The sequence below is a fragment of the Micromonospora sp. NBC_01796 genome (assembly GCF_035917455.1).
In the GTDB taxonomy this organism is placed as follows: Bacteria; Actinomycetota; Actinomycetes; order Mycobacteriales; family Micromonosporaceae; genus Micromonospora_G.
This window is the reverse complement of sequence record NZ_CP109078.1, coordinates 7,061,990-7,086,501: the sequence shown is the minus strand read 5'-3', so window position 1 is coordinate 7,086,501 and position 24,512 is coordinate 7,061,990. Positions and strand designations below refer to the sequence as shown.

The 24,512-nt window shown below is 71.8% G+C and carries 21 protein-coding genes; 10 read left to right on the top strand and 11 right to left on the bottom strand.

The features are described from left to right. Window positions 1-103: 103 nt before the first annotated feature. The 4 genes from OIE47_RS31570 (at window position 104) to OIE47_RS31555 (ending at window position 4,779) form a co-directional block, all read left to right on the top strand. Window positions 104-1,111: an Acg family FMN-binding oxidoreductase gene (locus tag OIE47_RS31570; RefSeq protein ID WP_326558179.1), complete on the top strand. Its 1,008-nt coding sequence runs from the start codon at window positions 104-106 to the stop codon at window positions 1,109-1,111. A gap of 104 nt (window positions 1,112-1,215) precedes the next feature. After that, the gene (locus OIE47_RS31565) at window positions 1,216-1,893 is read left to right on the top strand and encodes a vWA domain-containing protein (protein WP_326558178.1); all 678 of its coding nucleotides are present in this window, start codon (window positions 1,216-1,218) and stop codon (window positions 1,891-1,893) included. A gap of 150 nt (window positions 1,894-2,043) precedes the next feature. After that, entirely contained in the window at window positions 2,044-2,904 is an 861-nt protein-coding gene (locus tag OIE47_RS31560) for a protein phosphatase 2C domain-containing protein (RefSeq protein ID WP_326558177.1), read from the top strand. A 12-nt stretch (window positions 2,905-2,916) separates the two neighbouring features. After that, window positions 2,917-4,779 (top strand): hypothetical protein, encoded by a 1,863-nt coding sequence (locus OIE47_RS31555; RefSeq protein ID WP_326558176.1) that lies wholly within the window; start codon window positions 2,917-2,919, stop codon window positions 4,777-4,779. A gap of 832 nt (window positions 4,780-5,611) precedes the next feature. Here the strand turns inward: OIE47_RS31555 and OIE47_RS31550 are convergent. Next, a complete protein-coding gene (locus OIE47_RS31550; RefSeq protein WP_326558175.1) occupies window positions 5,612-6,010 on the bottom strand; it encodes a hypothetical protein in 399 nt (132 codons plus the stop codon). Between the two features lie 62 nt (window positions 6,011-6,072). Between OIE47_RS31550 and OIE47_RS31545 the strand changes: the two genes are divergently transcribed. Next, window positions 6,073-9,012 (top strand): CHAT domain-containing protein, encoded by a 2,940-nt coding sequence (locus tag OIE47_RS31545; RefSeq protein ID WP_326558174.1) that lies wholly within the window; start codon window positions 6,073-6,075, stop codon window positions 9,010-9,012. Between the two features lie 57 nt (window positions 9,013-9,069). Here OIE47_RS31545 and nhaA read toward each other — a convergent pair whose 3' ends face one another. Then, the gene (nhaA, locus tag OIE47_RS31540; RefSeq protein WP_326558173.1) at window positions 9,070-10,959 is read right to left on the bottom strand and encodes a Na+/H+ antiporter NhaA; all 1,890 of its coding nucleotides are present in this window, start codon (window positions 10,957-10,959) and stop codon (window positions 9,070-9,072) included. 180 nt (window positions 10,960-11,139) lie between these two features. On the opposite strand from nhaA, the gene OIE47_RS31535 reads away from it, so the two are divergent. The 5 genes from OIE47_RS31535 (at window position 11,140) to OIE47_RS31515 (ending at window position 16,634) form a co-directional block, all read left to right on the top strand. Beyond that, window positions 11,140-11,262, top strand: coding sequence for a 50S ribosomal protein L36 (locus OIE47_RS31535; protein ID WP_326558172.1), 123 nt, complete (start codon window positions 11,140-11,142; stop codon window positions 11,260-11,262). A 160-nt stretch (window positions 11,263-11,422) separates the two neighbouring features. After that, entirely contained in the window at window positions 11,423-11,914 is a 492-nt protein-coding gene (locus OIE47_RS31530) for a (2Fe-2S)-binding protein (RefSeq protein WP_326558171.1), read from the top strand. 4 nt (window positions 11,915-11,918) lie between these two features. Beyond that, complete coding sequence (locus tag OIE47_RS31525) at window positions 11,919-12,914, top strand: FAD binding domain-containing protein (protein ID WP_326558170.1); 996 nt, start codon at window positions 11,919-11,921, stop codon at window positions 12,912-12,914. Next, window positions 12,911-15,103, top strand: coding sequence for a xanthine dehydrogenase family protein molybdopterin-binding subunit (locus tag OIE47_RS31520; RefSeq protein ID WP_326558169.1), 2,193 nt, complete (start codon window positions 12,911-12,913; stop codon window positions 15,101-15,103). Before OIE47_RS31525 ends, OIE47_RS31520 begins: the two co-directional genes overlap by 4 nt. A gap of 145 nt (window positions 15,104-15,248) precedes the next feature. Beyond that, complete coding sequence (locus tag OIE47_RS31515) at window positions 15,249-16,634, top strand: MFS transporter (protein ID WP_326558168.1); 1,386 nt, start codon at window positions 15,249-15,251, stop codon at window positions 16,632-16,634. 105 nt (window positions 16,635-16,739) lie between these two features. Here OIE47_RS31515 and OIE47_RS31510 read toward each other — a convergent pair whose 3' ends face one another. The 9 genes from OIE47_RS31510 to OIE47_RS31470 form a co-directional block, all read right to left on the bottom strand. Beyond that, window positions 16,740-17,984 carry a YeiH family protein gene (locus tag OIE47_RS31510; RefSeq protein ID WP_326558167.1) on the bottom strand — a complete coding sequence of 415 codons (1,245 nt, stop codon included), beginning with the start codon at window positions 17,982-17,984 and terminating at the stop codon, window positions 16,740-16,742. After that, entirely contained in the window at window positions 17,984-18,145 is a 162-nt protein-coding gene (locus OIE47_RS31505) for a hypothetical protein (protein WP_326558166.1), read from the bottom strand. The genes OIE47_RS31510 and OIE47_RS31505 overlap by 1 nt, the downstream gene beginning before the upstream one ends. 422 nt (window positions 18,146-18,567) lie before the next feature. Beyond that, the gene (locus OIE47_RS31500) at window positions 18,568-19,338 is read right to left on the bottom strand and encodes a sulfite exporter TauE/SafE family protein (protein ID WP_326558165.1); all 771 of its coding nucleotides are present in this window, start codon (window positions 19,336-19,338) and stop codon (window positions 18,568-18,570) included. Between the two features lie 11 nt (window positions 19,339-19,349). Further along, window positions 19,350-19,853, bottom strand: coding sequence for an RrF2 family transcriptional regulator (locus tag OIE47_RS31495; protein ID WP_326558164.1), 504 nt, complete (start codon window positions 19,851-19,853; stop codon window positions 19,350-19,352). A 28-nt stretch (window positions 19,854-19,881) separates the two neighbouring features. Continuing rightward, window positions 19,882-20,766, bottom strand: coding sequence for an ABC transporter permease (locus tag OIE47_RS31490; RefSeq protein ID WP_326558163.1), 885 nt, complete (start codon window positions 20,764-20,766; stop codon window positions 19,882-19,884). Then, window positions 20,756-21,589, bottom strand: a complete 834-nt coding sequence (locus tag OIE47_RS31485; RefSeq protein ID WP_326558162.1) for an ABC transporter ATP-binding protein — start codon at window positions 21,587-21,589, stop codon at window positions 20,756-20,758. Before OIE47_RS31485 ends, OIE47_RS31490 begins: the two co-directional genes overlap by 11 nt. After that, window positions 21,586-22,656 carry an ABC transporter substrate-binding protein gene (locus OIE47_RS31480; protein ID WP_326563294.1) on the bottom strand — a complete coding sequence of 357 codons (1,071 nt, stop codon included), beginning with the start codon at window positions 22,654-22,656 and terminating at the stop codon, window positions 21,586-21,588. Before OIE47_RS31480 ends, OIE47_RS31485 begins: the two co-directional genes overlap by 4 nt. 128 nt (window positions 22,657-22,784) lie before the next feature. Further along, complete coding sequence (locus OIE47_RS31475; RefSeq protein WP_326558161.1) at window positions 22,785-23,273, bottom strand: flavin reductase family protein; 489 nt, start codon at window positions 23,271-23,273, stop codon at window positions 22,785-22,787. A gap of 97 nt (window positions 23,274-23,370) precedes the next feature. After that, window positions 23,371-24,507, bottom strand: a complete 1,137-nt coding sequence (locus OIE47_RS31470; RefSeq protein WP_326558160.1) for an LLM class flavin-dependent oxidoreductase — start codon at window positions 24,505-24,507, stop codon at window positions 23,371-23,373. Between the last annotated feature and the right edge of the window lie 5 nt (window positions 24,508-24,512).

Genomic DNA, 24,512 nt, shown 5'->3' with positions numbered 1-24,512 from the left:
GGACCGACGCCCCTGCCCGCGACCGGGTCCCCGGACGGAGGGTGGGGGCACGGACACCCGACACACCGGTCGGCACACCGGGACCCACCACCGGGAGGATGCGATGACGCTCGCCCCGTACACCCTCAGCGACCTGCGCCCGGCGGTGGCCGCGGCGATCCGGGCCCCGTCCCTGCACAACAGCCAGCCGTGGCGCTTCCAACTACGGCACGGCGGCATCGAGGTCCGGGTCGACCCGGACCGGCTGCTTCCGGCCTGCGACCCTTCCGGCTGGGCCGCCCGGATCGGCTGCGGGGCGGCCGTGTTCAACCTCCGCCTGGCCCTGGCCTCGGCCGGCACCCCGGCGCGGGTACGGCTGCGTCCGTACCCGGAGGATCCGGACGTGGTGGCGCGGCTGGTCCCCGACCGCCCCCGGCCCGCGACCCCGAGCGAGCGGGAACTGCATGCCGTCATCACCCGACGGCACAGCAACCGGATGCCGTTCTGGCCGACGCCGGTGCCGCCGGACGCGCGGTGGCGGCTGGTCGAGGCCGCGCGGGCGGAGGACGGCTGGCTCGACCTGGTCATCGGTTCGGCACCCGTGCAGGCGCTGGCCGAGGTCGTCCGCGGTGCGCACCGGGTGCTCGAACGCGACCGCGACTACCAGGCGGAACTGGCGCGGTGGATCCGCCTCGACGCCGCGTTGGACGGCGTGCCGGCGACCGCGGGCGGGCCGGCCGGTGAACCTCAGGACCTGCTGCCGCAACGGGCGTTCGGCGTACGGACCCGGGCTCCCGGCCGGGACTTCGAGCCCGAGCCACTGGTCGCGGTGCTCGGCTGCGCCGGTGACCATCCCCGTGACCAGGTGGCCGCCGGGCAGGCCCTGCAACGGGTGCTGCTCACCGCCGCCGCCGACGGTCTGGCCGTATCGATGTTGTCCCAACCGATCGAGGTGCCCGCCGCTCGGGAGCAACTGCGGCTGGCGCTGGGCCGGGCGGGGGTGGCGCAGATGGTCCTGCGGATCGGTTACGGCCAGCCCGGCTGGCCGACTCCGCGCCGCGAGGTGGAGGAGGTGATCGACGCGGTACGGGGGTCGATCGGGGTCCCGACAGCCGCCGCGCGCGGAGCATAGACCGTTGTGATCGTCATGATACAGTCGGTGACTCCTCCGGCCGGCCCCGTTGGTGGACGATCGCCACGTGCGTCGGGTTCCCTACGAGCAATCGGTGAGGGTTGATGTCCGAGACGTCCGGGCGGGTGCTGCCGGTCTACCTTGTGGCCGACGAGTCGCGATCGATGTCGCCGGTGGTGGACGAGCTGAACGCGGGGCTCACCTCGCTGCACGACGCCCTGCTGCGCGAGCCGATGGCGGCGGCGAAGGTGCGCTTTTCCGTACTGGGCTTCTCCAACGACGTGATCGTGCACGTCGCCCTCGCCGACCTACGCGCGGAGGGTCCACTGCCGCGACTCTCCGTGAGGGACGGTACGAGCTACGGCGCGGCCTTCTCGGTCCTGCTGGACCGGATCCCCGCCGACGTCCGGGCACTCAAGCGGGAGGGGTTCTCGGTGCACCGCCCCGCGGTGTTCTTCCTCAGCGACGGGCAGCCCACCGATCCCGGGCAGTGGGAGGAGCCGTACCGCACGCTGGTCGACCGGGAACGGACGCCGACGGCGCCGAACATCATCGCCTGCGGCATCGGCGACGCCCGGGCGGCGACCATCCTCCGGGTGGCCACCCGACCGGAGTTCGCGTTCGTCGCCACCCCCGGCGTCGAGGTGGGTCTGGCGATCGCCGAGTTCTGCGCCGCCCTCACCAAGAGCGTGATCAAGTCCGGACAGGCGCTCGGTGGCGCCGACGCCGAACTCGTGGTCGAACGACCCGACAACTTCCGGATGGCGCTGGACGTCGTATAGGCGGGTGCGGGGGAGATCATGGGCGGTACGGATGTGCGGTCGGTACCTTCCGGCGGAAATGACGCCGACGATGCACGCAGGACCTACGGAAGCGACGCCGACGATCCGCGTGCGACCTACGTGGACACCGGAGCGCCCTGGGCACCGCTGGTGATCGGACGACCCACCGAGCCCTTTCCCGCCCGTGGCCCGTCGGCCGGGCCGTACCGGCCCGACCTGGTTGCCGACGGCTGGTCGTCGGACCACTTCGACGTACGCTGCGCCTCGGTGCGCGGTGCGAGTCACCGTTACCTGGGCGAACCCCGGCAGGACGAGTGCGCCGTCGTGCCGCATCCCGGTGGTGCGGTGATCGCCGTCGTCGCCGATGGTGTCTCCGGGGCTCCCCTGTCCCACCTCGGTGCGACGATGGTCTGCCGGACGGTGGTCGACTACCTGTCGCGGGCGCTGGACGACGGCGTGACCGAGTTCGACTGGCCGGACCTGATGCGCTGCGCCGGCTGGTCCCTGGTGGAGTACGCGGCCCGCCAACTCGGCACCGGCGAGCCGGATCCGCAGGCGGCCGAACGCCTGCTCGCCACCACGGTGGTGGTCGCGTACGTCCGACCGGACGGGCCGGGTCGCGCGAGAGGCTGGCTCGCCCGGGTCGGCGACTCCACCGCCTGGACGGTGCGCGGGGCGCGGTGGACGCCGCTGTTCCCGACGGTCGGCCCCCCTGCCGAACTGCTGCCGGACGGCGTGTCCGCGTTGCCCCGGGTGCCGACGGCGATCGTGCCGGTGGAGGTCGAGCTGACCGTCGGCGACGTGCTGGTGCTGGGCACCGACGGCTTCGCGGACCCGTTGGGGGACGGAACCGGTACGGTCGGCGAGCTGTTCGCCACGCACCTCGCCCACCCACCGGCGCTGCCGGGACTCGCCTGGTTGCTCGACTTCACCTGGGAGGCACACGACGACGACCGGACCGTGCTCGCGGTCTGGCCGGCGACCGCCGACTCCCCGACCATCGAGCCGTAGCGAGGGGCGGTCATGGCGGAACCATCCGTGCCCGAGGTTGACCTGGCCCGGCTCGGCCCGCTGACCAGGATCGGCGTCGGCGGTCAGGGCACCGTCTACGCCCCGGCGCAGACCCCGGACCTGGTCTTCAAGGAGTACGCACCACAGTTCGTCGACGACGTCGACGTCGCCTCCCTGGTCCGGTTCGTCCAACTGGCCGACCGGGTCGACGAGTCGGACGCCGATGTCCTGCGGCGACTCGCCGCCTGGCCGGTGGCGATCGTACGCAAGGGTGGGGTGGTCCGGGGCTTCCTGATGCCCCGGGTGCCGGACGACTACCGGATCACGCTGGACCTGCCGAGCGGGCCGGCGACCGTGCTCGCACAGGCGCAGTATCTGCTCAACAGCGAGGAATACCTGCACGCCCGGGGGCTCGACATCGGCGACCGGTTCCGGATGGAACTGCTCCGGGACACCGCCGAGGCGCTGGCCCTGTTCCACCGGTTCGGGATCGCCGTCGGCGACTTCTCCCCGAACAACCTTCTGTTCAGTGCGACCGTCCGGCCCCGGTGCTACTTCATCGACTGCGACGCCATGCGACTGGACGGCGACTCCGTCCTGGCGCAGGCGGAGACGCCGGAGTGGCAGGTGCCGAGCCGTACGGGCGACGATCCGGTCGGCCGCTCGGCGGACCGACCGGCCACGGACGGGACCGGGGACCCCGGCCCGAGCCGCCGCAGCGGGGACACCGGCGGTGGTTCGGACGGGCCCGCACTACGGCCGGCGGTGCCGGCGGAGGAGTTGGCCACTGCGGCCAGTGACGCGTACAAGCTCGGCCTGTTTGCCGTCCGCCTGTTCGCCGGGCACCAGCACCTGCGGGATCCGGCCGCCGCGGCACCGTACCTGCCCCGTACGCTGCGCGTACTGGCCGCGCGCAGCCTGGACCCCGATCCGGACCGGCGGGTACCGCCCGCGCAGTGGATCGCCGAGCTGGACTCGGTCATCAACCGCATCCCCGACGGACCTCGGCGACCGCCGTTGCGGCGCCGGATCCGGCTGACGGGACTGCGGCGGAATCCGGCCGGAGACCGGCCGGGTGCGGCCCGAGCGGGAACGGCCCGAGCCGCAGGCAGGGCGGGCGCCGGGCCGGCGGGCCGGACACCGGGGGCGACCGGCTACCGACCGGGTCAGGGGGTCGGCGCGGCAACCGCCAGGCGGGCGTCCACCATCGCCGTCGGACGACCGGCCTGGGAGTGGATCGTCCCGCTCTTCGCGATCCTCGTCGCGGTGATCGCCGGAGTGGTGAACAGCGGTGACGGCGGTGACGGCGGCACCTCGGTGAGCCGGCTGCCGACCGGGGCACCGTACCGGTCTTTGCTGCAGAACCCGGCCGGGGCGCCGGAGGGGACCGGACTCCCCCGCTGGCTGCCGACCGCACCGGGCCTGCCGGGGATACCGGATCTGTCGAGACTGGGACCGACGCCCTTCAGGTTGCCGCTGCCGCTGATCTGCATATTCGAGACGGAGATCGGACCCGGCCTGTCCAAGGACAGCCCACGGGTGGGTGCGGCCGCCCTCGCCGTCTCCGATCTCCTCTGCGCGATCAGCGCCGACGACCAGGAGCAGGCCTTCGCCGGGCGGGCCGGGGCTGCGCCCGACGCGACGCAGCGGAACAGGTTCGCCGAGCTGGTACGACGCGGTCCCTACCCCAGGGCGACCCTCATCGGGCTCCGGACCGGCGCGGGCGGCAGGCCGGAGGCGAACGTCGTGTTTCACACCGTCCCGGAAAGCGGCGGTCGGGCGACCTGCTGGCGTTCCCGGCTGACGCTCGCCCCGGTCGAATCCGAGTTGGGCGTGGTCTCGCTCACCGCACCGGAGTCCTGGCGCTGCGGGTAGGGGCTGGCGCCCTTGTGCAACTGGTCGTTGATGACATCGGCGGTGGCGAACGCGAGCGGCCGGCCGGGCTCGGTGGGGTGCCCCAGCGCCTCGGCCAGCCGCCGGTGGTGCAGATCCACTATCGACTCCACGGTGTCCGCGAACAGCCCGGCGCCCTGCCTACCCCGCCACCAGCCGTAGGTGGCGACCACGACGGCGACCGGGAACGCGGGCCACCACACGGTCGCCAGCGCGGCGTACAGGACCGCCCAGCCGACGAGCGTGCCGGCCTGCTCGAACCGGTCCCGCGCGTCGTGGACCAGGGCACGGGCCTCGGTGTCGAGCAGCACCCACAGCCGGGGCCAGATCAGTCCCAGACGCAGGCCGTACTGCGCACCCACCCGGACGTCGGCCAGCCGTACCCGGTCCCCGATCCAGGTGGGCCGCTCCGGCAGGTACGCGGCCGGCAGGGTGGTCCGGTCCGCGCCGAGCCGGGTCAGGACGCGTTGCCGGCGGCGCGCGGCGAGCCTGGCCGCCCCGCCGCGCAGTGGCCCGCGCCACTGCCCGAGCCAGCCGGCCCGGACCAGCGCGCCGACGGCCCGCGCGACCAGGCCGACCACGGTCGCGACGAGTACGGCCAGCACCGCGCTCAGCACGGCCAGGGTCGGGCGATCGAGCAGCTCGTCGATGCCGGACTCGGCCCGGTAGAGCGCGTCGTCGAACCCGAACGGCTGGCGGTGGCCGAGGAACAGGCCGAGTGCCGCCACCGCACACCAGAGCAGCCCCGGGCCGACCGCCCGGATCAGCCACCGGTCGGACAGGCGGCGGCCGACCTCGCCCAGCAGGATCTCGATCACGGGTCGGCGTGGAACAGCATGGTGACGCCGGACAGTTCACAGACCGGTGTGCGGCCCCGGTCGTCGCGTTGGCCCCGGCGGGCACAGCGGCCGGAGGGGCAGCGGTACTGCCCGGTCAGGACCACCTCGGGGAGCCCGACGAGCCGGGCACCCGTACTGCCGGGCGGTCCGGCCGCACCCGAACGGCGGGTTTCCTCGGCGGGGTCCGGTTCACCGTGGGGCAGACGGAGTTCGCGGCAGGCGGCGACCGCGGATCCGCCGTCGCGCACCTTGTCGATCGACCACTCGAGATCTTCGGACCACGAGCCCGCCTCGGCGAGGTCCCGGATGGCCGGAAGGTGGGTGCAGAGGTAGGCCAGGGCCAGCCGCTCGGAAGACGCGAGCGAACGATCCACTGTAGAGACTCCCTCGACGAAGGGTCTTGACGGTAACACGCACCGTTCAATCTACTGGTCGGGTGCCCGTGTCCGAGGAACGCGACGATCCCGTCACCCAGGCGATCGAGTTGCTCGACCGCTACCGGGAGCAGCGAGACCTCACCGCCATCGCACGGGCCGAGGAACTGCTGCGGCAGGTGCCCGGCAACGCCCCCGAGCGCCCGTACGCACTGGTGACGCTCTGCGAGGTGATCGTGCTGCAAGTCCGGGAGTCCGCCCCCGGGGCCTCCCTGGACCAGGCAGTCGAACTGGCACGGGCCGCCGTCGACCTGGTGTCGCCGGACAGCCCGCTCGCCCCGCTGACCCTGTCCCAGCTCTGCTGGACGCTGTGCCAGCGGTACGAGGCGACCGGACAGCGCACGGACCTGGAGGAGGCGATCGTTGCCGCGACGACGGCCCTCACCAACACCGGGCCGGACCACCCGGACCGGGCGGGAGCACTGCGGAACCTCGGGTACGCGCACCGCCTGCGGTACGGCCGGTTCGGCCAGCTCGCCGACCTGGACACGGCGGTACGGCTGATCAGGGAGGCGGTCGCCACCGTCGACGAGCCGATCGGTCTGTTCGTCAGCCAGAGCATGCTGACGCTCTGCCTGATCGCCCGGTTCGTCGCACTGGGGCGGATGGCGGACGTCGACGAGGCGGTCGACCTGTGCCGGCTCGTCCTGTCCGGGATGCCCGCCGACCACGTCGAGCGGATGCTCGTCAAGGCCAACCTCTCGTACGCCCTCTGGCAACGGCACATGCGGGGTGGTCCGTTGGCCGATCTGGAGGAGGCCACCCGGACCAGCCGTGAGGTGATCACGATGCTGCCGACGTACCCGCAGCTGAGGTCGCAGTTCCTGGCCAACCACGCGGTGGTGCTGTTCGGGCACCTCCTCCAGGGTGACTCCGGAGCCCATGCCGAGGCGGCGGTGCAGGCCGCCCGGCAGGCGGTCGAGGGGTCCTCCGACGACGACCCGAGGCTCGCCATCCACCGTTCCAACCTGGCCAACATGGTGCTGGTCCAGGCCCGGCTCAGCCGGGACCCGGCCGGTGTGGAGGAGGCGGTCCGGATCGGACGGGTCGCACTGTCCGGACTGTCTCCGGGCAACCCGGACCGGGCCCGGGCGCTGGGCGTACTGGCCACGGCGTACCGGGTCCGGAGCATGTTCACCGGGGCCGCGGAGGACCTGGACTCCGCGGTCGGTCTGTGGCGGGCGGCGGTCGGGTCGAGAATCGGGCCGATCGAGGTGAAGATGGGCGCCGCGACCGCCTGGGCGGCCGCCGCCACCGAGGTCGGTGACGCCGAGCTGGCGCTGGAGGCGTACTCGGTCGCGGTGGGACTGCTGCCGGTGCTCGCCTGGCGCGGGCTGGACCGCTCCGTGCAGGAGCAGCGGCTGGCGAAGACGGCCGGGCTGGGTGCGGACGCGGCGGCCTGGGCGCTCGCCGCCGGTCAGCCGCGTCGGGCGGTGGAGTTGCTCGAACACGGGCGTCAGGTGCTCTGGTCCCAGGCGGTACAGACCCGCAGCGACCTGTCCACGCTGGCGGCGGCGGCGCCGGAACTCGCCGCGCGGCTCGACGAGACCCGCCGGGCACTGGACGGCGAGGGCGCGGACTGGTCGACCGGCATGCCGGGGGCCGGCGATCCGGCGACCAGGTTCGAGTTTCTGACGATGGCGGCCGGTGGCGGTGCCGGTGCACCGGCTGTCGCCGAGGCCGACCGTGTGCGCCGGTTGGCCGAACGCTGGGAGCGGTTGCTCGCCGAGGCCCGCGGCCAGCCGGGCTTCGAGGAGTTCCTTGCCGCGCCGAGGTTCGAGTCGCTGCGGCGGGCCGCCGACCACGGGCCCGTGATCATGGTCAGCACCAGCCGGTGGCGCAGCGACGCGCTGGTGGTCACGCCCACCGAGGTGTACCCGGTCCCGTTGCCGTGGCTGGACCACGACACCGCCCAGAGCCGGGCCGGCGCGCTCCTGGCGGCACAGCGCGAGGCCGAGTCCGGCGGCGGGGCGTTGGCGCGTACGCACCTGCGGCAGACCCTGATCTCGATCCAGCGGTGGCTGTGGGACACGATGGCCGAGCCGGTCTGCGCGGCGCTGGACGAGATCCTCGGCCCGGTGCCGACGGGGTCCACCGGGATCGGCCCGGCCCGGGTGGACGGGTCCACCGGTCGGCGCCGGGTGTGGTGGTGCCCGACCGGACCGTTGACCATGCTGCCCCTGCACGCCGCCGGGCGGTACGGCGCGGGCAGGGCACTGCGCGATCGGCGCCGGCCGACGGTGACGGCGCGGGTGGTCTCCTCGTACACGTCGGGTCTGGGCGCGTTGCTGCGGGCCCGGTCCGGGCCCGCCCCGGCCCGACCACCCCGGGTGTTCGCGGTCGGCCTGGCCCAGACGCCGGGTCAGGCGCCGCTGCCGGCGGTCGCCGACGAACTTCGGGCGGTCGGCGCGAACCTGCCCGGCGTACGGCTGCTCAGTGGGCCGGGTGCGACCACCTCGGCGGTCCTCGCCGCGCTCGGCCAGCACAGTTGGGCACACTTCGCCTGTCATGCCCGGCAGGACTTCGACCATCCCAGTGCCAGCGCGCTGCACCTGAGCGACGGTCGGCTCAGCGTGTTGGACCTGTCGTCCAGCCCCGCCCTGTCCGGGCGTTCCGGTGCGGGGCCGACGACCGGCGCGGACCTGGCCTACCTGTCGGCCTGCCGGACCGCCGCCGGCGGCCGGGACCTGCCCGACGAGGCGATCCACCTGACGGCCGCGCTGCAACTCGCCGGGTACCGGCATGTGATCGGCAGCCAGTGGGCGGTCTCGGACCGGGTGGCGGCCCAGGTCGCCGAGGCGGTGTACGGCCACCTCACGGCCGGGGGTGAACCGGACGCGAGTGGCGCCGCGTACGCGCTCGACCGGGCGGTGGCGCGGGTCCGGGAGGAGCAGCCCGACCGGCCCGAACTGTGGGCACCGTTGATCCACACCGGGCCGTGACGCGGGCCGCTCCACGAGGTCAACCGTCGCGGGAGAAGACCCGGACGCCGCGCGGGCTCACTTCGGGCGGGCACCGATCCGGGCGCGGGCACGGGCCGTCCTGATCGCCGTTGTCAGGGTCGAGATGTCGTACGCCCCGTAGTGGCGCTGTTCGTTGATGAAGAAGGTGGGCGTGCCCGAGACGTCGCTGAGGTCGGCCGACTCGAGGTGCCGGGCCACCCGGCCGGCGTGCTCGTGCTCCACCAGGTCGCTGCGGAACCGCTCCCGGTCGAGGCCGAGTTGGTCGGCGTACCCGAGCAGGTCGTTCATCTGCAGCTTGTCCTGATGGTCGAGGAGCAGGTCGTGCATCTGCCAGAAGGCGCCCTGGGCCGCCGCCGCCTCGGCTGCCTCCGCCGCCAGTTGCGCCTGCGGGTGTACGTCGGTCAGCGGCAGGTGGCGCCAGACGTAACGGAGATCGGCGTCGGAGAGCAGTTCGCGTACCACCGGTTCGGCCTGCCCGCAGTACGGGCACTGGAAGTCGCCGTACTCGACCAGGGTGACCGAGGCGTCCGCCGGCCCGCGTACGTGGTCCCGGTCCGGGTTGACGGGCGGGATGAGGTCGACGAGTTGTTCGGTGTCGCCCAGCAGCGCACGGGCCCGGCGGGGCTTCGGCAGCGAGTTGGTGACCCGGTACACGGCCCAGGTGAGGACCGACCCCACGACCGCCGTGGCCAGTACGCCGATCTTCGCCTCGGCGAGTTGCGGTTCTTCGAAGGCCAGGGTGGCGATCAGCAGCGAGACGGTGAAGCCGATGCCGGCGATGGTGCCGGTGCCGAGGACCGCCGCCCAGCCGACCGTGGGACGGACCCGGCCGCCGGTCAGCCGGGTCAGCAGCCAGGAGACGCCGAGGATGGCGACCGGCTTGCCGATGACGTACCCGAGCAGGATGCCGAGCGTCACCGGGGAGGTGAAGGCGCGGGCGAGGAAGTCGCCGTCGATGGCGATGCCCGCGTTCACCAGCCCGAACAGCGGGACGATGAGGTAGCTCGTCCACGGGTGGTACATGCGTTGCAGCCGGTCGTTCGGGGAGAGCGTCTGGGTCAGCCCGAGGGTGGCGGAGCGGGCGAGTTCCGCGGTCGGCTGTTCCCGGAAGAGCTTGAACAGCCCGGTGGCCCGTTCCAGGGCGCCGCGTGGCGGCACGTACGCCGTCGCGGTCAGGCCGATGGCGAGCCCGGCCACCACCGGATCCACGCCGCTGGCCAGCAGCGCGGCCCACAGGGCGATGCAGAAGGGCGCGTAGACGACACCGCGCCGCAGGCCCAGGGCACGCAGACCGAGCAGTACGCCGAAGATCGCGATCGCGATGATGATCGGCATCAGCTTGATGTCGTCGCTGTACACGACCGCGATCACCACCAGCGCGACCAGGTCGTCCACCACCAGGACGGTGAGCAGGAAGACCCGCGCCTGGTCCGGTACGCCCCGTCCGAGCAGCGCGAGCAGTCCGAGGGCGAGCGCGGTGTCGGTCGACATCGCCACTCCCCAGCCGTGCGCGCCGGAGCCGCCCCGGTTGACGAGCAGGAAGATCAGCACCGGGAGCAGCATGCCCGCCACACCGGCGGTGAACGGCAGGACGAACCGCCGCCGGTCGCGCAGGTCGCCGAGGTCGAACTCCCGGCGTGCCTCCAGCCCCACGACCAGGAAGAACAGCGTCATCAGTCCGCTGTTCACCCAGGTACGCAGTTCGTGGACGGTGCCGAAGTCGCCGAGCCGGATCTCGAACTGGGTGCCCCAGACCGCCTCGTACGAGTGCGGACCCACGTTCGCCCAGACCAGTGCCGCGATGATGGCCGCGACGAGCACACCGGCGCTGCCCGCCTCGGTACGGATGAAGATCCGCAGCGGCGCGGTGATCTCACGGGTGCGTACGGTCCGCCCACGCATCCGTGACGACGGGGTGTCGGTCATCGGTCGTCCCGTCCCGCCGGGCCCGGCACCGGTGCGCCAGAATCCGACAAAACACCCACCCGCCCCATCGCTCCCACGTCCGGTCCACCCTTGCTCACCAGGGAATCCTGACAGTGCCGGGGGCGTTGTTGAGAGCGGACCGGCCGAACCGGTCGGTTCCGGAACCGGATGGAGGCAGTCATGAAGGTTCGCAGTTCGCTACGGTCCCTGAAGCAGCGGCCGGGCTCGGTGGTGGTTCGCCGTCGTGGCCGGGTCATCGTGCTCAACCGGGCCAACCCGCGGTGGAAGAGCCGCCAGGCCTAGTGGAGCGGTCGAACCGCCGGGCGCGACCTCAATAGAGGGCAAACCCGGCGCAATTCGCTAAACGGCACAGAGCCGGCTTTCTGCCCCGATATCGTCGACTGGCGCGGCCCGCCAACCCATCTGACTCTGGGCCGCGTCCGGTCCGGCAAGGGAGCAGAGGTTGGCCGTGCAGCCCACGCCAGACCCACCGCCCACGGTGCGTACCCGGTTCACGGTGAACGGCGTGGAGATCGACCGGGAGTCGGATTGCCGGACGACTCTCCTGGACCTCCTCCGGGAACAGCTCGATCTGACGGGCACAAAGAAGGGCTGCAACCGGGGCGAGTGCGGCACCTGCACGCTGCTGGTCGACGAGCGGCGGGTCAACTCGTGCATGATCCTGGTGGCGTCGCTGCACGAGCGCCGGGTGACCACGATCGAGGGCCTCGCCCGCGACGAGCGGTTGCACCCGGTCCAGCAGTCGTTCATCGACCATGACGCCTTCCAGTGCGGCTTCTGCACGCCCGGACAGATCATGTCGGCGGTGGGCTGCATCAGCGAGGGCCACACCCGCGACGACGACGAGATCCGCGAGTGGATGAGCGGCAACATCTGCCGCTGCTCGGCCTACCCGCAGATCACCGCCGCGGTACGGGCCGCCTCGGTGGGGTGAGGGGATGCATCCGTTCACCTACCACCGGGTCGACAATCTCCACGACGCGACGACCGCTGCGGACGCCGGTGGCGCCGTGGTGCTGGCCGGTGGCACCGAACTGGTCAACTGGATGCGGCTCGGACTGTCACGTCCCACGGATGTCGTGGACATCAACCGACTTCCGGACCTGTCCGCGATCGACCTGGTGGACGGGACCGTGCACATCGGCGCGCTCACCCGACTCAACGACGTCGCCGGGCACCCGCTGGTCCGGGACCGGTTTCCCGTACTGACCCAGGCGATCCACCAGGCGGCCTCGGCCCAACTACGCAACCTGGCCACCATCGGCGGGAACCCGCTGCAACTCACCCGCTGCCCGTACTTCCGCTCGGAGACGCCGACGCCGTGCAACAAGCGCCGGCCGGGTTCCGGCTGCGCCGCCCGGCACGGCATCAGCGACCAGCACGCCATCTTCGGGTGGACGGACGACTGCGTCGCGGTGCAACCCGCCGACCCGGCAACGGCGCTGGCCGCGTTGGACGCGGTCCTGGTCACCGAGTCGGCTCGGGGCGGCCGTCGGATACCCGCCCGCGACCTGCACGTCCTGCCGTCGCAGGATCCGGCGGCGCACCATGTGCTGCGGCCGGACGAGATCGTCACCCGGATCGAGATACCGGGCACGGCCCGTCGGTCGGCGTACGTCAAGGTCCGCGAACGTGCCAGCTACGAGTACGCCATCGTCGCCGCCGCCGTCGCGCTGGAATTCGACGGTACGACCATCCGCGGCGCCCGGATCGCCCTCGGATCCGTCGCGATGCGCCCCTGGCGCCTGGACCGGTCCGAACAGCTCCTGATCGGCAGCACGGTCGGATCGACCGAGGCCGAGGCGGCGGTCACCGCCGGCTTCGCCGACGCCCGCCCGCTCCCGCACAACGCGCACAAGATCCCACTGGCCCGCAACGCAGTGCTGCGCGCGATCGAGCAGGCAGCGGCCGGGGCACCGGCGGCGCGACCATGACCCGGATCGGGGACCCGGTCGCCCGGCTCGACGGACCGGCGAAGGTGACCGGCGCGGCGAGGTACGCCGCCGACCACCACCTCGACGGGCAACTGCACGCCGTACTGGTGGGCGCGCCCGTGCCGGCCGGACGGGTCACCGGGATCGACCGTCGGGCGGCACTGGCCGTACCCGGGGTGGTCGCCGTTCTTGTTGCCGGCGACCTGCCACCGCCCGCCGCCGGCTTCGCGCAGGCGCCGATCCCGCCGCTGGCGACCAGGCACGTGCCGGTCCAGGACAACCGGATCCTCTACCACGGCCAACCCGTGGCGATCGTGGTGGCCGACTCGCTGGAGGCCGCGGAGGAAGCCGCCACCCGGGTGACCGTCTCGATCGAGCCGGCACCGTTCACGGTTCCCGACACGGCCCCGATCCGTACCCCGTCGCTCGACGCGGGCTACGCCCAACTCGCCCCGCTCGACGTCGGGCTCGGTGATCTCGCCGCCGCCGTCCGGTCCTCCGCCGTCACCGTCACCGGGACCTACACCCAACCCGCGCGGCACAACAACCCGATGGAGCCGTCGGCGATCCTCGCCGTCTGGGCGGGCGACCGGCTGACCGTGTACGACTCCGTACAGCACGTCTTCGGCGTACGGGCCACCCTTGCCGCCGTCTTCGGTGTCGACGCCGACCGGGTGCGGGTCATCTCCCACTACACCGGTGGCGGTTTCGGCGCGAAGGCGTACGTCTGGCCGCACGAGATCCTCGCCGCGATGACCGCCCGCGTGCTGCGCCGGCCGATCAAGCTGGTGCTCACCCGCGCGCAGATGTACTCGATCGTCGGTTACCAGCCGCTGATGGAACACGAGGTGACGCTCGCGGCCCGGGGCGACGGCACACTCACCGGGATCCGGCACGACGTCGTCAACACCACCGCCCTCACCGAGGACTACGTCGAGTTCGGATCCGTCACCGCCGGGGCCCTGTTCGCCGCACCGTCGATCACGCTGTCCCAGCGGGTACGGCGCGGCAACGTCAACCTGCCGACCTTCCTGCGATCCCCGATCGACGGTCCCGGAACCTGGGCGCTCGGCGCGGCCATGGACGAACTCGCCCGCGCCACCGGCATCGATCCCATCGACCTACGGCTGATCAACCACGCCGACCGGGAGCCGTCCACCGGCAAGCCCTGGTCGTCGAAGAAGCTGGTCCAGGCGTACGGCGAGGGCGCCCGCCGGTTCGGCTGGCGTACCCGACCGAGGGGCGGCACCCGGGACGGGGACTGGCGGATCGGGTGCGGGCTCGCCGACGCGACCCAGGGGCAGTTCCGCTTCCCCGCTCGGGTGCGGTTACGGATGGACCTCGACGGGAGGTTGACCCTCGAAGGCGGCTTCGCGGACATCGGCCAGGGGCCGCACACGGTGTTCCCGCAGATCGCCGGGAGCGTGCTCGGGCTCGCACCGGACGAGATCCGGACCCGGACCGGCGACAGTTCGCTGCCAGCCGCCCCTCCCAGCTACGGGTCGGCCACCACCATCGGGGTCGGTGCCGCCGTACTCGACGGGGCCACCCGCCTGCGGGACTGTCTCGCCGAACTGGCCGGGTGGCATCCGTCGGAGGTCCACTGCGCCGACGGTGAGCTGCGCCGAGGTACGGACGCGGTCGCGGTCACCCGGCTGCTGTCCCGGCACGGCACGCCACTGGTGGTCGATGGCTCGTTCGTCCTGCCCGGCGGTGCCGAGGTCGACGCCGGACCGAGCGACGTGGCGGTCCGTACGTTCGGGGTGGTCCTGGTGGAGGTCGGGGTGGATCCCGATCTCGGACTCGTCCGGCTGCGCAGGGCGACCGGGGGCTACGCCGCCGGTCGCATCGTCAACATCCGTACCGCACGGGCCCAGATGATCGGCGGCATCGTCTGGGGCTGGGGCAAGGCCACCATGGAGGCCAGCCACTTCGAGCCGAAACTCGGTCGCTGGCACGCGCAGAACCTGTCCGGGGTGTCGCTGCCGGTCAACGCGGACATCCCACCGCTGATCGACGTTGCCTTCGTCGACGAGTACGACGACCGGGCCGGACCGCTGGGCGCCAAGGGCATCGGGGAACTCAGTGCGACCGGGGTGGCCGCCGCCGTCGCCAACGCGGTCTTCGATGCCGTCGGGGTACGCGTACGTGACCTGCCGATCACCCCGGCCAAGATCCTCCGCGGGTGAGTCCTCCTGCGTCATTCGCGACCGGGAACCCTTGACCTCAACAACCATTGAGGTTGCAGGCTCTCCGTGTGGGCAATGAGCGCGGTTTGGTCGGTTCCTTCCGGCACGATGACCGCAGACGCCCGCACTCAAGGATGGAGAGGCAGTGACTGCTACCACGGAGGCAACCGGACCCGGCTGGCTACGCGGCCCCCTGCGCCCGTTCCGCAGCAGCCAGTACCGTCTGCTGGCCGGCTCGCTGACGATGTCGCTCTTCGCCTCCGGGGTCTGGATCATCGCCATCGTGTGGCAGGTGATCGCGATGGGTGGCGGCCCCTCGGAGTTGTCCTTCGTCTCCGCCGCGATGGCCGGTGGCATGCTGGTCACCGCGCTGCTGGGCGGCGTACTGGCCGACCGGATCCCGCAGCGCCGGATCCTGCTCGCCGTGGCCGCCACCCGTACGCTGGCCGTCGCCCTGGTCACCGCGCTGGCCCTCACCGAACTTCTGGACCTGTGGCACCTGGCTGCCGTGTCGCTGCTGATCGGCGCCGGAAACGGCTTCACCTACCCGGCGTACTCCGCGCTGCTTCCCTCGATCCTGCCGACCGGTGACCTGATGGCGGCCAACGGCGTCGAGGGCATGCTCCGGCCAACGATCATGCAGGCGGCCGGACCGGCGGTGGCCAGCACGTTGATCGCCGCCTGGTCCCCCGGCGCCGCACTGCTGGTGGTGACCCTGCTGGAGGCGATCGGTGTCGCGTTCCTCCTGGCCCTGCGACCGGTGCCGCTGCGCAGCGAGCGCGGGACCGCCGCCGAGCATCCGGTCCGGGGCACCCTGGTCGACCTGCGCGACGGCTTGGTCTACATGGCACGGACACCGTGGCTGCTCGCCACCCTGCTGTACGCGTCGGTGCTGATCCTGCTGATCATGGGTCCGATCGAGGTCCTGGTCCCGTTCGCCATCAAGGACCGGGCCGGTGGCGGCCCCGGCGAGCACGCCCTGGTGCTGGGTGCGTTCGGGGTCGGTGGGGCGATCGGAGCGCTGGGGATGGCCGCGTTGCGGATGCCCCGGCGCTACCTGACCATCATGAACCTGTTCTGGGGGCTGGGCTGCCTGCCGCTCGCCCTGGTCGGCTTCGCCACCGACGCGTGGCTGATCGCGGTGGCCCTGTTCGTGGTGGGCATCTGCTTCTCCGCGCCGATGGTCATCTGGGGCACCCTGCTGCAGCGTCGGGTGCCACCGCACATGCTCGGTCGGGTCTCCAGCCTGGACTTCTTCGTCTCGCTGATCTTCATGCCGCTCTCCATGGCGATCGCCGGGCCGGTGAGCGCCGCCCTCGGCCTGCGCAGCACCTTCGCCATCGCCGGCCTGCTGCCGGCAGTGATCGCCGTACTGGCGATCGTCCTGGCGAGGATGCCCCGCGACGAACTGGCCCACCCGCTCGACCTGGTCCCGGATCCGGCCGCCCAGCCACAGCAACCCGGCGACAACCTGGGCGCCGACATCCCCGACCGGGACCAACAACTCGCCATGGACCGCGCCGGCGACTGAGGCCGCCGTCGTCGGTCACCCGTCCCATCGGGTACGCCGCGGCCCGGCGATCGGCCCACTCCGATCGCCGGGCCCGTAGGTGGGCCGGACGGGCCCCGTGCCCACTCAGCCGTTGAAGCCCCGGAACAGCAGGGACGCCAGTCCCAGCGCCAGCAGCAGGTTGAACACGGTGGCGCTGGCGAACACGGCGATCGGCCGCCAACCGGCCTCCCGCAGCGTCGCGACCCGGAATTCCAGGCCGATGCTGACGAATGCCAGGATCAGGAACCAGACCCGCAGGTCGTTGACGACACCGATGACCGCCTTGCCGTCCGCGCCGGCACCGTCGAGGTACCAGGTGGCGATGACCGACGCGGCGACGAAACCGAGTACGAACTTGGGGAACCGCCGCCAGAGCTCACCGAGCCCGGGGCGGGACGCCCCCGGTTGACGCTCGACCCGGAGGGTGAAGTAGGCGGTGAGTGCCACGGCGACGACGCCCATCAGCGCGTTCTGGGTGACCTTGACGATGGAGGCGATCTGCAGCGCCTCCTCACCGGCGAGCGCACCGGCGGCGGTGACCGCCGCGGTGGTGTCGATGTTGCCACCGATCCAGGCTCCGGCAACCGCGTCCTCGAGTCCGAGCACGTCGGCGAGCCACGGCAGGATGAAGATCGACGGCAGTGCGAAGAGGATGACCAGGCTCGCGGTGTACGCCAGTTGTTCCCGCCGGGCCCGGACCGCGCCGGCGGCGGCGATGGCCGCGCTGACCCCGCAGATCGACACCGCGGCGGCGAGCAGCGCACGCAGCTTGTCGTCCAGCCCGAACCTGCCGGCCAACCACCAGGTGAACAGGAAGACGCCGCTGATCAGCAGGATCGCCTGCACGATCGCGGGACCGGCGGCGCTGGCGATGACGGAGAGGTTGATCGAGGCGCCGAGCAGCACCAGCCCGGTCTTGATGAAGAACTCGGTACGGAACGCGGCGGCGATCCGGTCCCGCAACCCGAACAGCGTGACCAGTACGTTGCCGAGCAGGCCGAGCAGGATCGCGTACACCGGGTACTCGATCGCGCCGGCGATGTCCTCCAGCGCGGTGTCCTCGAAGAAGACCGGCACGTTCTGCTCGAGATACCGGGTCAGCGCGGCCAGCCCGAGGACCACGAGCAGTCCCAGGGCGGTCCACCCCCAGAACGTGCCGGACCGGACCGAGGTGGTGCCACCGTCGGTCGGCTCGCTCGGCTTCTCGGTCGGCTCGCTCGGCTGCGCAGGCGCCGCCGAGGTGGAGGGTGGCGTGCTCGTGTTTTCCGTCGCCGTCACGGCGTCGGTGTCGGGGGCCCCGCTCGGGGCCCGGGTCGCGTCGGCGGTCATCAGGGCACCAGCCCGGTGGGGATCACGCCGACCAGGACCAGGACCAGCAGCACCAGCCCCAGGATGGTCGCGGCCCAGTCCTCGTTCAGGGCGAGCCTGCTCTCGGGTGCGGTCGGTGGGGACGTTGACGGGGCCGGACGGGGTGGCGATTCGTCGCTCATCGTCTTCCTCGGGGTACGGCGGCTCCACCGCGGAGCCGCAATGGTTGGTTCGAGTGGCAGTGCGCGCCTGGCCGGCGCTGTTGCCGGGCGGGATCGCGACCCGGCGTACCTCGATCGGACGCCGGCTGGTCGGATCAGTGGTGCGATGCACCACCTGCGACGGTCTCGGGGCGACGTCGCGCCCGGGGCCGGACGTCGGTCAGGAGGTGACCGGGTCGCGGCGGCGACAGAGCCCGGAGGCGACCCGCATCAGGTCGACCACCCGGCGGGAGGTGAGATGAAGCTCGATGAGCACGCGCCCATATTCCTATCTGGTCGATAGGAATAGCAAGCCCCAATTCACCATCCGCCCGATCCTCGTCCCATCGACGGTCGCCGGTACCGCCGGACGCCCCGTCCCGGACGTCACCGGTACGGGAACCTCAGCTCAGAACGAGGCGGAGCGCACCCAACCCGACCATGGCGGCGAGTACGGTCCGGAGCAGCCGGTCGGGCACCCGGGTGGCGTACCTGGACGCCCAGTAGCCGCCGATGACACCGCCGGCCCCGAGGGCGAGACCGAGCGGCCAGTGTGGAGTCTGTACCGCCGTGTGCCCGGCGAGGCTCAGGCCAGCGTACGTGGCCAGTCCGGTGACCGAGACGACAAACGTGGCGACCAGTGCGGCACCCGAGATCCGGACCACCGGCCAGCCGGTGAGCAGCAGCGTCGCGGGGGCGGCGAGGACCGCTCCGCCCAGGCCGTAGAACCCGCCGAGCAGCCCGCTGGCGGCGCCCACGACCAGCATCACCGAGCGACCCCGCCCGGTCAGCGGAGCCGTGCCGGACGACCGTGGGCGGGGCACCAGGATGCTGACCCCGACCACGCCGAGCAGGGCCGCCACCAGCGCTCGGAAGGCGGCCGAGTCACCGAGCAGGAAGACGTTCACCAGCGCACCGACGACCGCGGCCGGGGCGGCCGATCCGACCAGCAGCAGGGTGAGCTGGGCGTCGACCCGCCGCTGGCGGGCGATCCCGATCGGTGTGGACACGATGTTGAACAGCAGGTTGGTGGCGCTTGCGACCGTGCCGCCCAACCCGAAGACGGTCAGCAGCAGCGGTAGCAGGAGCAGGCCGCCGGAGACTCCCGTCGGCGTACCGATGGCGGCGGCGAGCGTACCGAGGACAACGGCGAGGGCCAGTTCCCAACCGCTCACCTCCCACCCGGTCAGTGGACGGCACCGGGTTCGGGCGCGTGCAGGTGGGGTGCGAGCAGGTCGGCCAGGCTGGTCCGGTCCACCACGTCCTCGATCGCGCTGTGTACGGCGAGCCAGACGTTGCCGAGTTCGGTCGCCACCCCGTGGTAGGCGGCGGCTTCGGTCGGCAATCCGCGTACGGTGGTGAGCGAGCCGCTCAGCGCCCGCAGGACGTCACCGACGCTGATCTGGGCGGCCGGACGGGCCAGCAGGTAGCCGCCGTCGACCCCGCGGTAACTCAGCAACAGTCCGGCCCGGCGCAGGTCGTGCAGGATGCCGTGCAGGAAACTCAACGGAATCTCCTGGGCGGTGGCGAGCGTGGCCGCCTTGACCGGCCCACCACCACCGGCGGCAATCTCACCGACGGTGGTGGTGGGGTCGTCACCCGTCCCGCCCGACGTCGGGTGGGCGCGGGTTCCCGCCGCGATGGCCAGCATGGCGCGGATCGCGTAGTCGCTGCGGGCTGAGACGTACATGGACCGCTGCCTCCCCAGGAGCGTGTTGTTACCTGCGTCGTGACTGCAGCAGGCCCCAGCGGCGCCGGATGGCCCGGTCCACCACACCGAAGGCCGCGTCGACGAAGAGACCCAGCACCAGGATCACGATCATGATCGCGATCAGCCGCTCCGCCTCGGAGAGTTCCCGGGCGTAGACGAGCTGTGCGCCGATGGAGGTCTTCGTCGCGATCACCACCAGCAACTCGCCGGCCATCAGGCTGCGCCAGGCGAACGCCCAGCCCTGCTTGAGTCCCGCGACGATCGCCGGCAGCGCGGCCGGCGCGATCACGTACCAGTAGAGGTTCAACCCCCTGGCACCGATGTTGCGGCCGGCCCGCAGCAGCAGCGGCGGGACGTAGTCGACGCCGTGGATGACGCCGTTGGCGATCGACGGCGCGGCGCCGAGCACCACCACGAAGAAGATCGCCTGTTCGCTGAGCTGGAACAGCAGGATCGCCAGTGGGAACCAGGCGATCGACGGCATGGTCTGCAGCGCGGTGATCATCGAGCCGAGCGCGGCACGCAGGATGCGGCTGCGGGCCACCGCGAGGCCGAGCACGAGTCCGAACGCGACGGCCGCGAGGAAGCCCACCGCGGCTCGCCGGGCGGTGGTGGCCAGACCGTCCCAGAACGCGGAGGTGAGCAGGTACTGCCCGAGGTCGGTGAAGACGGGCCCCGGGCCGGGCAGTGCCCACGGGTCCTTCCAACCGGTCCAGACGACCACCTGCCAGATGCCGATGGCGAGACCGACGGCGGCGAGCTTGGGCCAGGTCGCCGCCCAGAACAGCCGGGCGCCGCCGGCCACCTTCTGCCGGGAGGCGATCTCCAGCGCGTCGAGGCCGGAGAGGGTCTCCGCCTCTTCCCGCCTGGTGGTGATGGTGTCACCGGCCATGTCGGCCCACCTCCGTACGCAGTCGGTCGGTGACCTCGGCGGCGACGGCCGCGACCTCCGCGGAGTCGATCCGGCGGGGACGGGGTGTGGTCACCCGGGTCTCGTAGATGATCCGGCCCGGTCGGCTGGAGAGCAGCACGATCCGGTCGGCGAGCCGGGCCGCCTCCCGTACGTTGTGCGTGACGAACAGGACCGTCAGCCGACGCTCGGTCCAGATCCGTTCCAGCTCGTCGTGCAGCAGGTCACGGGTCATCGCGTCGAGCGCCCCGAAGGGTTCGTCCATCAGCAGGACCGGGGTGTCGAGCGCCAACGTACGAGCCAGCGCGACCCGCTGACGCATACCGCCGGACAGTTCGTGCGGCCGCCGTCGGCCGAAGTCGCCCAGGTGCACCGTGTCCAGCAGCTCGGCGACCCGATCCCGCCGCTCGGCGCGGGACAGGCCACGCAGCTTCAGCGGCAGTTCGACGTTGGCCGCCACGGTGAGCCAGGGAAAGAGGGCGGGCTCCTGGAACATCAGTCCGGGCGACGGGAGCCGACCGGACGACGCCGGTCGGCGACCCGGGGAATCCGGCCCCGGCTCGGCGGCGTCGCCGACCCGGATCGTGCCGCCGCTCGGGGTGTCGAGCCCGGCGACCAGGTTGAGCAGTGTGCTCTTGCCACACCCGGAGGCGCCGACGAGACAGACGAACTCACCCGGCGCGACGTCCAGGGAGATCCGGTCGAGCGCGAGGACCGCGTTCTCGCCTCGGCCGTACACCTTGCTGACGCCGGACAGCGCGACCGAGGTGGTCGCGCTGTCCGGTGCCGTGGATACGGACGTCATGTCAGCGGAACCTCGGCCTTGCCCTGTGCCTTGAGCACCTCGTTGAGGTAGGACAGGTCGTAGAGGCCCTTCAGGTCGACCGGGTCGGTGAGGCCGACCGCGACCGCGTGGTCCAGTCCGGTCTTCAGCGACGATTCGATCGGGTCGTTGAGGAACTCGAGGGTCGGCCAGGCCTGCTTGATCAGCTTGAGGTCGAGCGGCTTTCCGGTGATCTTGCCGATGTGCTCGGAGATCGCCTGCTGGGCCTCGTCCGGCTTGGTGTTGACGAAGTCGTTGGCCGCGACCTGTCCCTCGACCAAACGCTTCACCACGTCCGGGTGGGCCTTGGCGAACTTGGTGCTGACGATGAGGTTGGTGATGACGAACTTCTTGTCCGGCCACAGGTCGCGCTCGTCGATCAGGACCTTGCCACCCGCGTTGACCAGGCGGGACACGAACGGCTCCGGCACCCAGGCGCCGTCGATCGCGCCGCTGCCGAAGGTCTCGACGGTCTGCGCGTTCTCCTGCGGCACGATCGAGACGTCGCCGCCGCCCTCCTTGTTGGTGCTCAGGCCCTTCTCCTTGAGCCAGAACCGGATCGCCACGTCCTGGGTGTTGCCGAGCTGGGGGGTGGCGATCTTCTTGCCGCGCAGGTCCTCGGCCGAGTTGATGCCGGCCTTGACCACCAGCGCCACCCCGCCCGAGGCCGCGCCGGAGATCACGCGTACGGCCTCGCCCTTGGACTTGGAGTGCGCGTTCACGGTCGGGTTCGGGCCGATGTATGTGGCGTCCAAGGCGCCGGAGAAGATCGCCTCGATAGCGGCCGGTCCGGCGTTGAAGGTCGACGTCTCGATCTTGACGTTGCTGCCCAGCTTCTCGGCGAAGATCCCCTTCTCCACACCGACGACGGCGGGAGCGTGGGTGATGTTCGGGAAGTAGCCGAGGCGGAGGGTCACCGGGCCGGAGGAACCACCCTCTCCGGTCCCGCCGTCGTCACCGCCGCAGGCGGCGGTGGCGCCGAGCATCGCCGCGGTGAGGACCGCAATGGCGGCCAGCCGGCCGGTCCGGGTGTACGGGGGACGTCTCATCGTCATCCAATCCACAGTATTCCTACTTGTTTGATAGGAAGAGTGGACTGCGCGAGCGGATCGGTCAAGTGCCCGTTCGTACGGTCGGGATCGGCCGAGCGATCCCGACCGATCGACGCCCGGTCCGCTCAGAGTTCGAGGCGGCGGAACCGGCTGTGGTGGAAGACCAGCGGCGAGATCTCCGGGTCGCTGTCGAGGTCGTGCACGCGCAGCAGGATGATGTCGTGATCGCCGGCGGTGACCTGTGCGAACAGCGCGCACTCCAACCACGCGCTCGCGCCGTCGAGAAAAACGGCTCCCTGGTCCGACGCCCGCCACCCCAACTCGGCGAACCGGTCCACGCCCCGGCTGCTCAACTGCCGGCAGGCCTGCTCCTGCGCGGCACTGAGCACACTGATGCCGAAACGCGGGGCCGCCCCCAGGACCGGCCAGGTGGTCGAGGTGTGCGCCACGCAGAGTGACACGATCGGCGGGTCGAGCGACACCGACGTGAACGAACTCGCCACGATGCCCACCGGCGCACCCCCGGCGAGGGCGGCGATCGCCACCACCCCGCTCGGGAAGGCCGAGAAGACCCGGCGCAGCTCGCGCGCTTCCAACGCGTGTCCCAGACTCATCCGAGTCTCCCGATCGCCCCGTACGCGCCCGCACCCGGCGCGGAATCCCTGACGACGCAGAAACCCTCCATGACTGCCTCCTCGCCCCGGTCCCCGGTCAGTTCTGCCTGCGCTCCCACTCCTGCCCGATCAACCGGTACGAGCGCACCCGGTCGTCGTGGTCGTGCGTGACGGTCGTGAGCACCAGTTCATCGGCGCCGGTCGCGTCCCGCAACTGTTCGAGCCGATCTGCTACCTGTCCCGGCGTACCGACGAACTGGGTGTCGACCCGGTCGGCCACCAGCTCCCGGTCGGCGTCGGTCCATTCGTGGGCGCGTGCCTGGGCAGGAGTCGGGAACGGGATCGCTCCCTCGGCGGTCCGGATGCTGCGTACCCATAACCCGTAACCCGTGGCCAGCTCGCGGGCCGTGGCCTCGTCCTCGGCGACGACCACGTCGGCGGAGACGCTGAGGTAGGGACGGTCCAGTTCGGAGGACGGGCGGAAAGCGGCCCGGTAGCCCTCGGCCGCTTCGAGCACCGTACCGGGGCTGACGTGGTAGTTGGCGGCGAAGCGCAGACCGTTCGCACCGGCCACGTTCGCGCTCTCGCCGCCGCTGCTGCCGAGGATCCACACCTGCACCTGCGCGCCCTCACCCGGTACGACGTGGGCCTCCTCGCCCTCCGCCGAACGGTACGTGCCGCGCAGCAGGTCGAGGATGTCCGCGACCTGCTCGGTGTAGTCCTGTGACTGCGCACCGGGCAACTGCAGCAGCGCCTTCTGCAGGGCGAAGCGCGGCGAGCCGAGCAGGTGAGCGAAGGAGAACTTGGGTGGGATCAGCAGCCCGTTCGGTGCCCGGCCGTCGACCACGCCGGTCCCGCCGACGAGTGCCGGTTCCCGGGCCGGCTCGGGAGGGCGCCCACCGGACCGGCCGAGACCGAGGTCCAGGCGTCCGGGGTGCAAGGCGTCGACCAGGCCGAACTCCTCGACCGTCGCCAGCGCGGTCCGGTGCCCCATCTGCACCGCGCCGGACCCGATCCGGATCGTCGAGGTCGCCGCCGCGGTCAGCGCCAGCAGGACCGCAGGCGAGGTTCCGGCCACCCCGGGATTGAGGTGGTGCTCCGCGAACCAGTACCGGGCGTAGCCGAACCGCTCGGTCTGCCGGGCGAGGTCGATGCTGTTGCGCAGTGCGGTCGTGGCGGTCGATCCCGACGAGATCGGGACCAGGTCCAGCACGGCCAACGGAGTGGTGGCCATCGGCG

Coding starts and splice junctions, on each gene's coding strand:
- OIE47_RS31570 (WP_326558179.1), top strand. CDS start 104: ATGACGCTCGCCCCGTACACCCTCAGCGACCTGCGCCCGGCGGTGGCC.
- OIE47_RS31565 (WP_326558178.1), top strand. CDS start 1,216: ATGTCCGAGACGTCCGGGCGGGTGCTGCCGGTCTACCTTGTGGCCGAC.
- OIE47_RS31555 (WP_326558176.1), top strand. CDS start 2,917: ATGGCGGAACCATCCGTGCCCGAGGTTGACCTGGCCCGGCTCGGCCCG.
- nhaA (WP_326558173.1), bottom strand. CDS start 10,959: ATGACCGACACCCCGTCGTCACGGATGCGTGGGCGGACCGTACGCACC.
- OIE47_RS31535 (WP_326558172.1), top strand. CDS start 11,140: ATGAAGGTTCGCAGTTCGCTACGGTCCCTGAAGCAGCGGCCGGGCTCG.
- OIE47_RS31525 (WP_326558170.1), top strand. CDS start 11,919: ATGCATCCGTTCACCTACCACCGGGTCGACAATCTCCACGACGCGACG.
- OIE47_RS31520 (WP_326558169.1), top strand. CDS start 12,911: ATGACCCGGATCGGGGACCCGGTCGCCCGGCTCGACGGACCGGCGAAG.
- OIE47_RS31510 (WP_326558167.1), bottom strand. CDS start 17,984: ATGACCGCCGACGCGACCCGGGCCCCGAGCGGGGCCCCCGACACCGAC.
- OIE47_RS31505 (WP_326558166.1), bottom strand. CDS start 18,145: ATGAGCGACGAATCGCCACCCCGTCCGGCCCCGTCAACGTCCCCACCG.
- OIE47_RS31495 (WP_326558164.1), bottom strand. CDS start 19,853: ATGTACGTCTCAGCCCGCAGCGACTACGCGATCCGCGCCATGCTGGCC.
- OIE47_RS31490 (WP_326558163.1), bottom strand. CDS start 20,766: ATGGCCGGTGACACCATCACCACCAGGCGGGAAGAGGCGGAGACCCTC.
- OIE47_RS31485 (WP_326558162.1), bottom strand. CDS start 21,589: ATGACGTCCGTATCCACGGCACCGGACAGCGCGACCACCTCGGTCGCG.
- OIE47_RS31480 (WP_326563294.1), bottom strand. CDS start 22,656: ATGAGACGTCCCCCGTACACCCGGACCGGCCGGCTGGCCGCCATTGCG.
- OIE47_RS31475 (WP_326558161.1), bottom strand. CDS start 23,273: ATGAGTCTGGGACACGCGTTGGAAGCGCGCGAGCTGCGCCGGGTCTTC.
- OIE47_RS31470 (WP_326558160.1), bottom strand. CDS start 24,507: ATGGCCACCACTCCGTTGGCCGTGCTGGACCTGGTCCCGATCTCGTCG.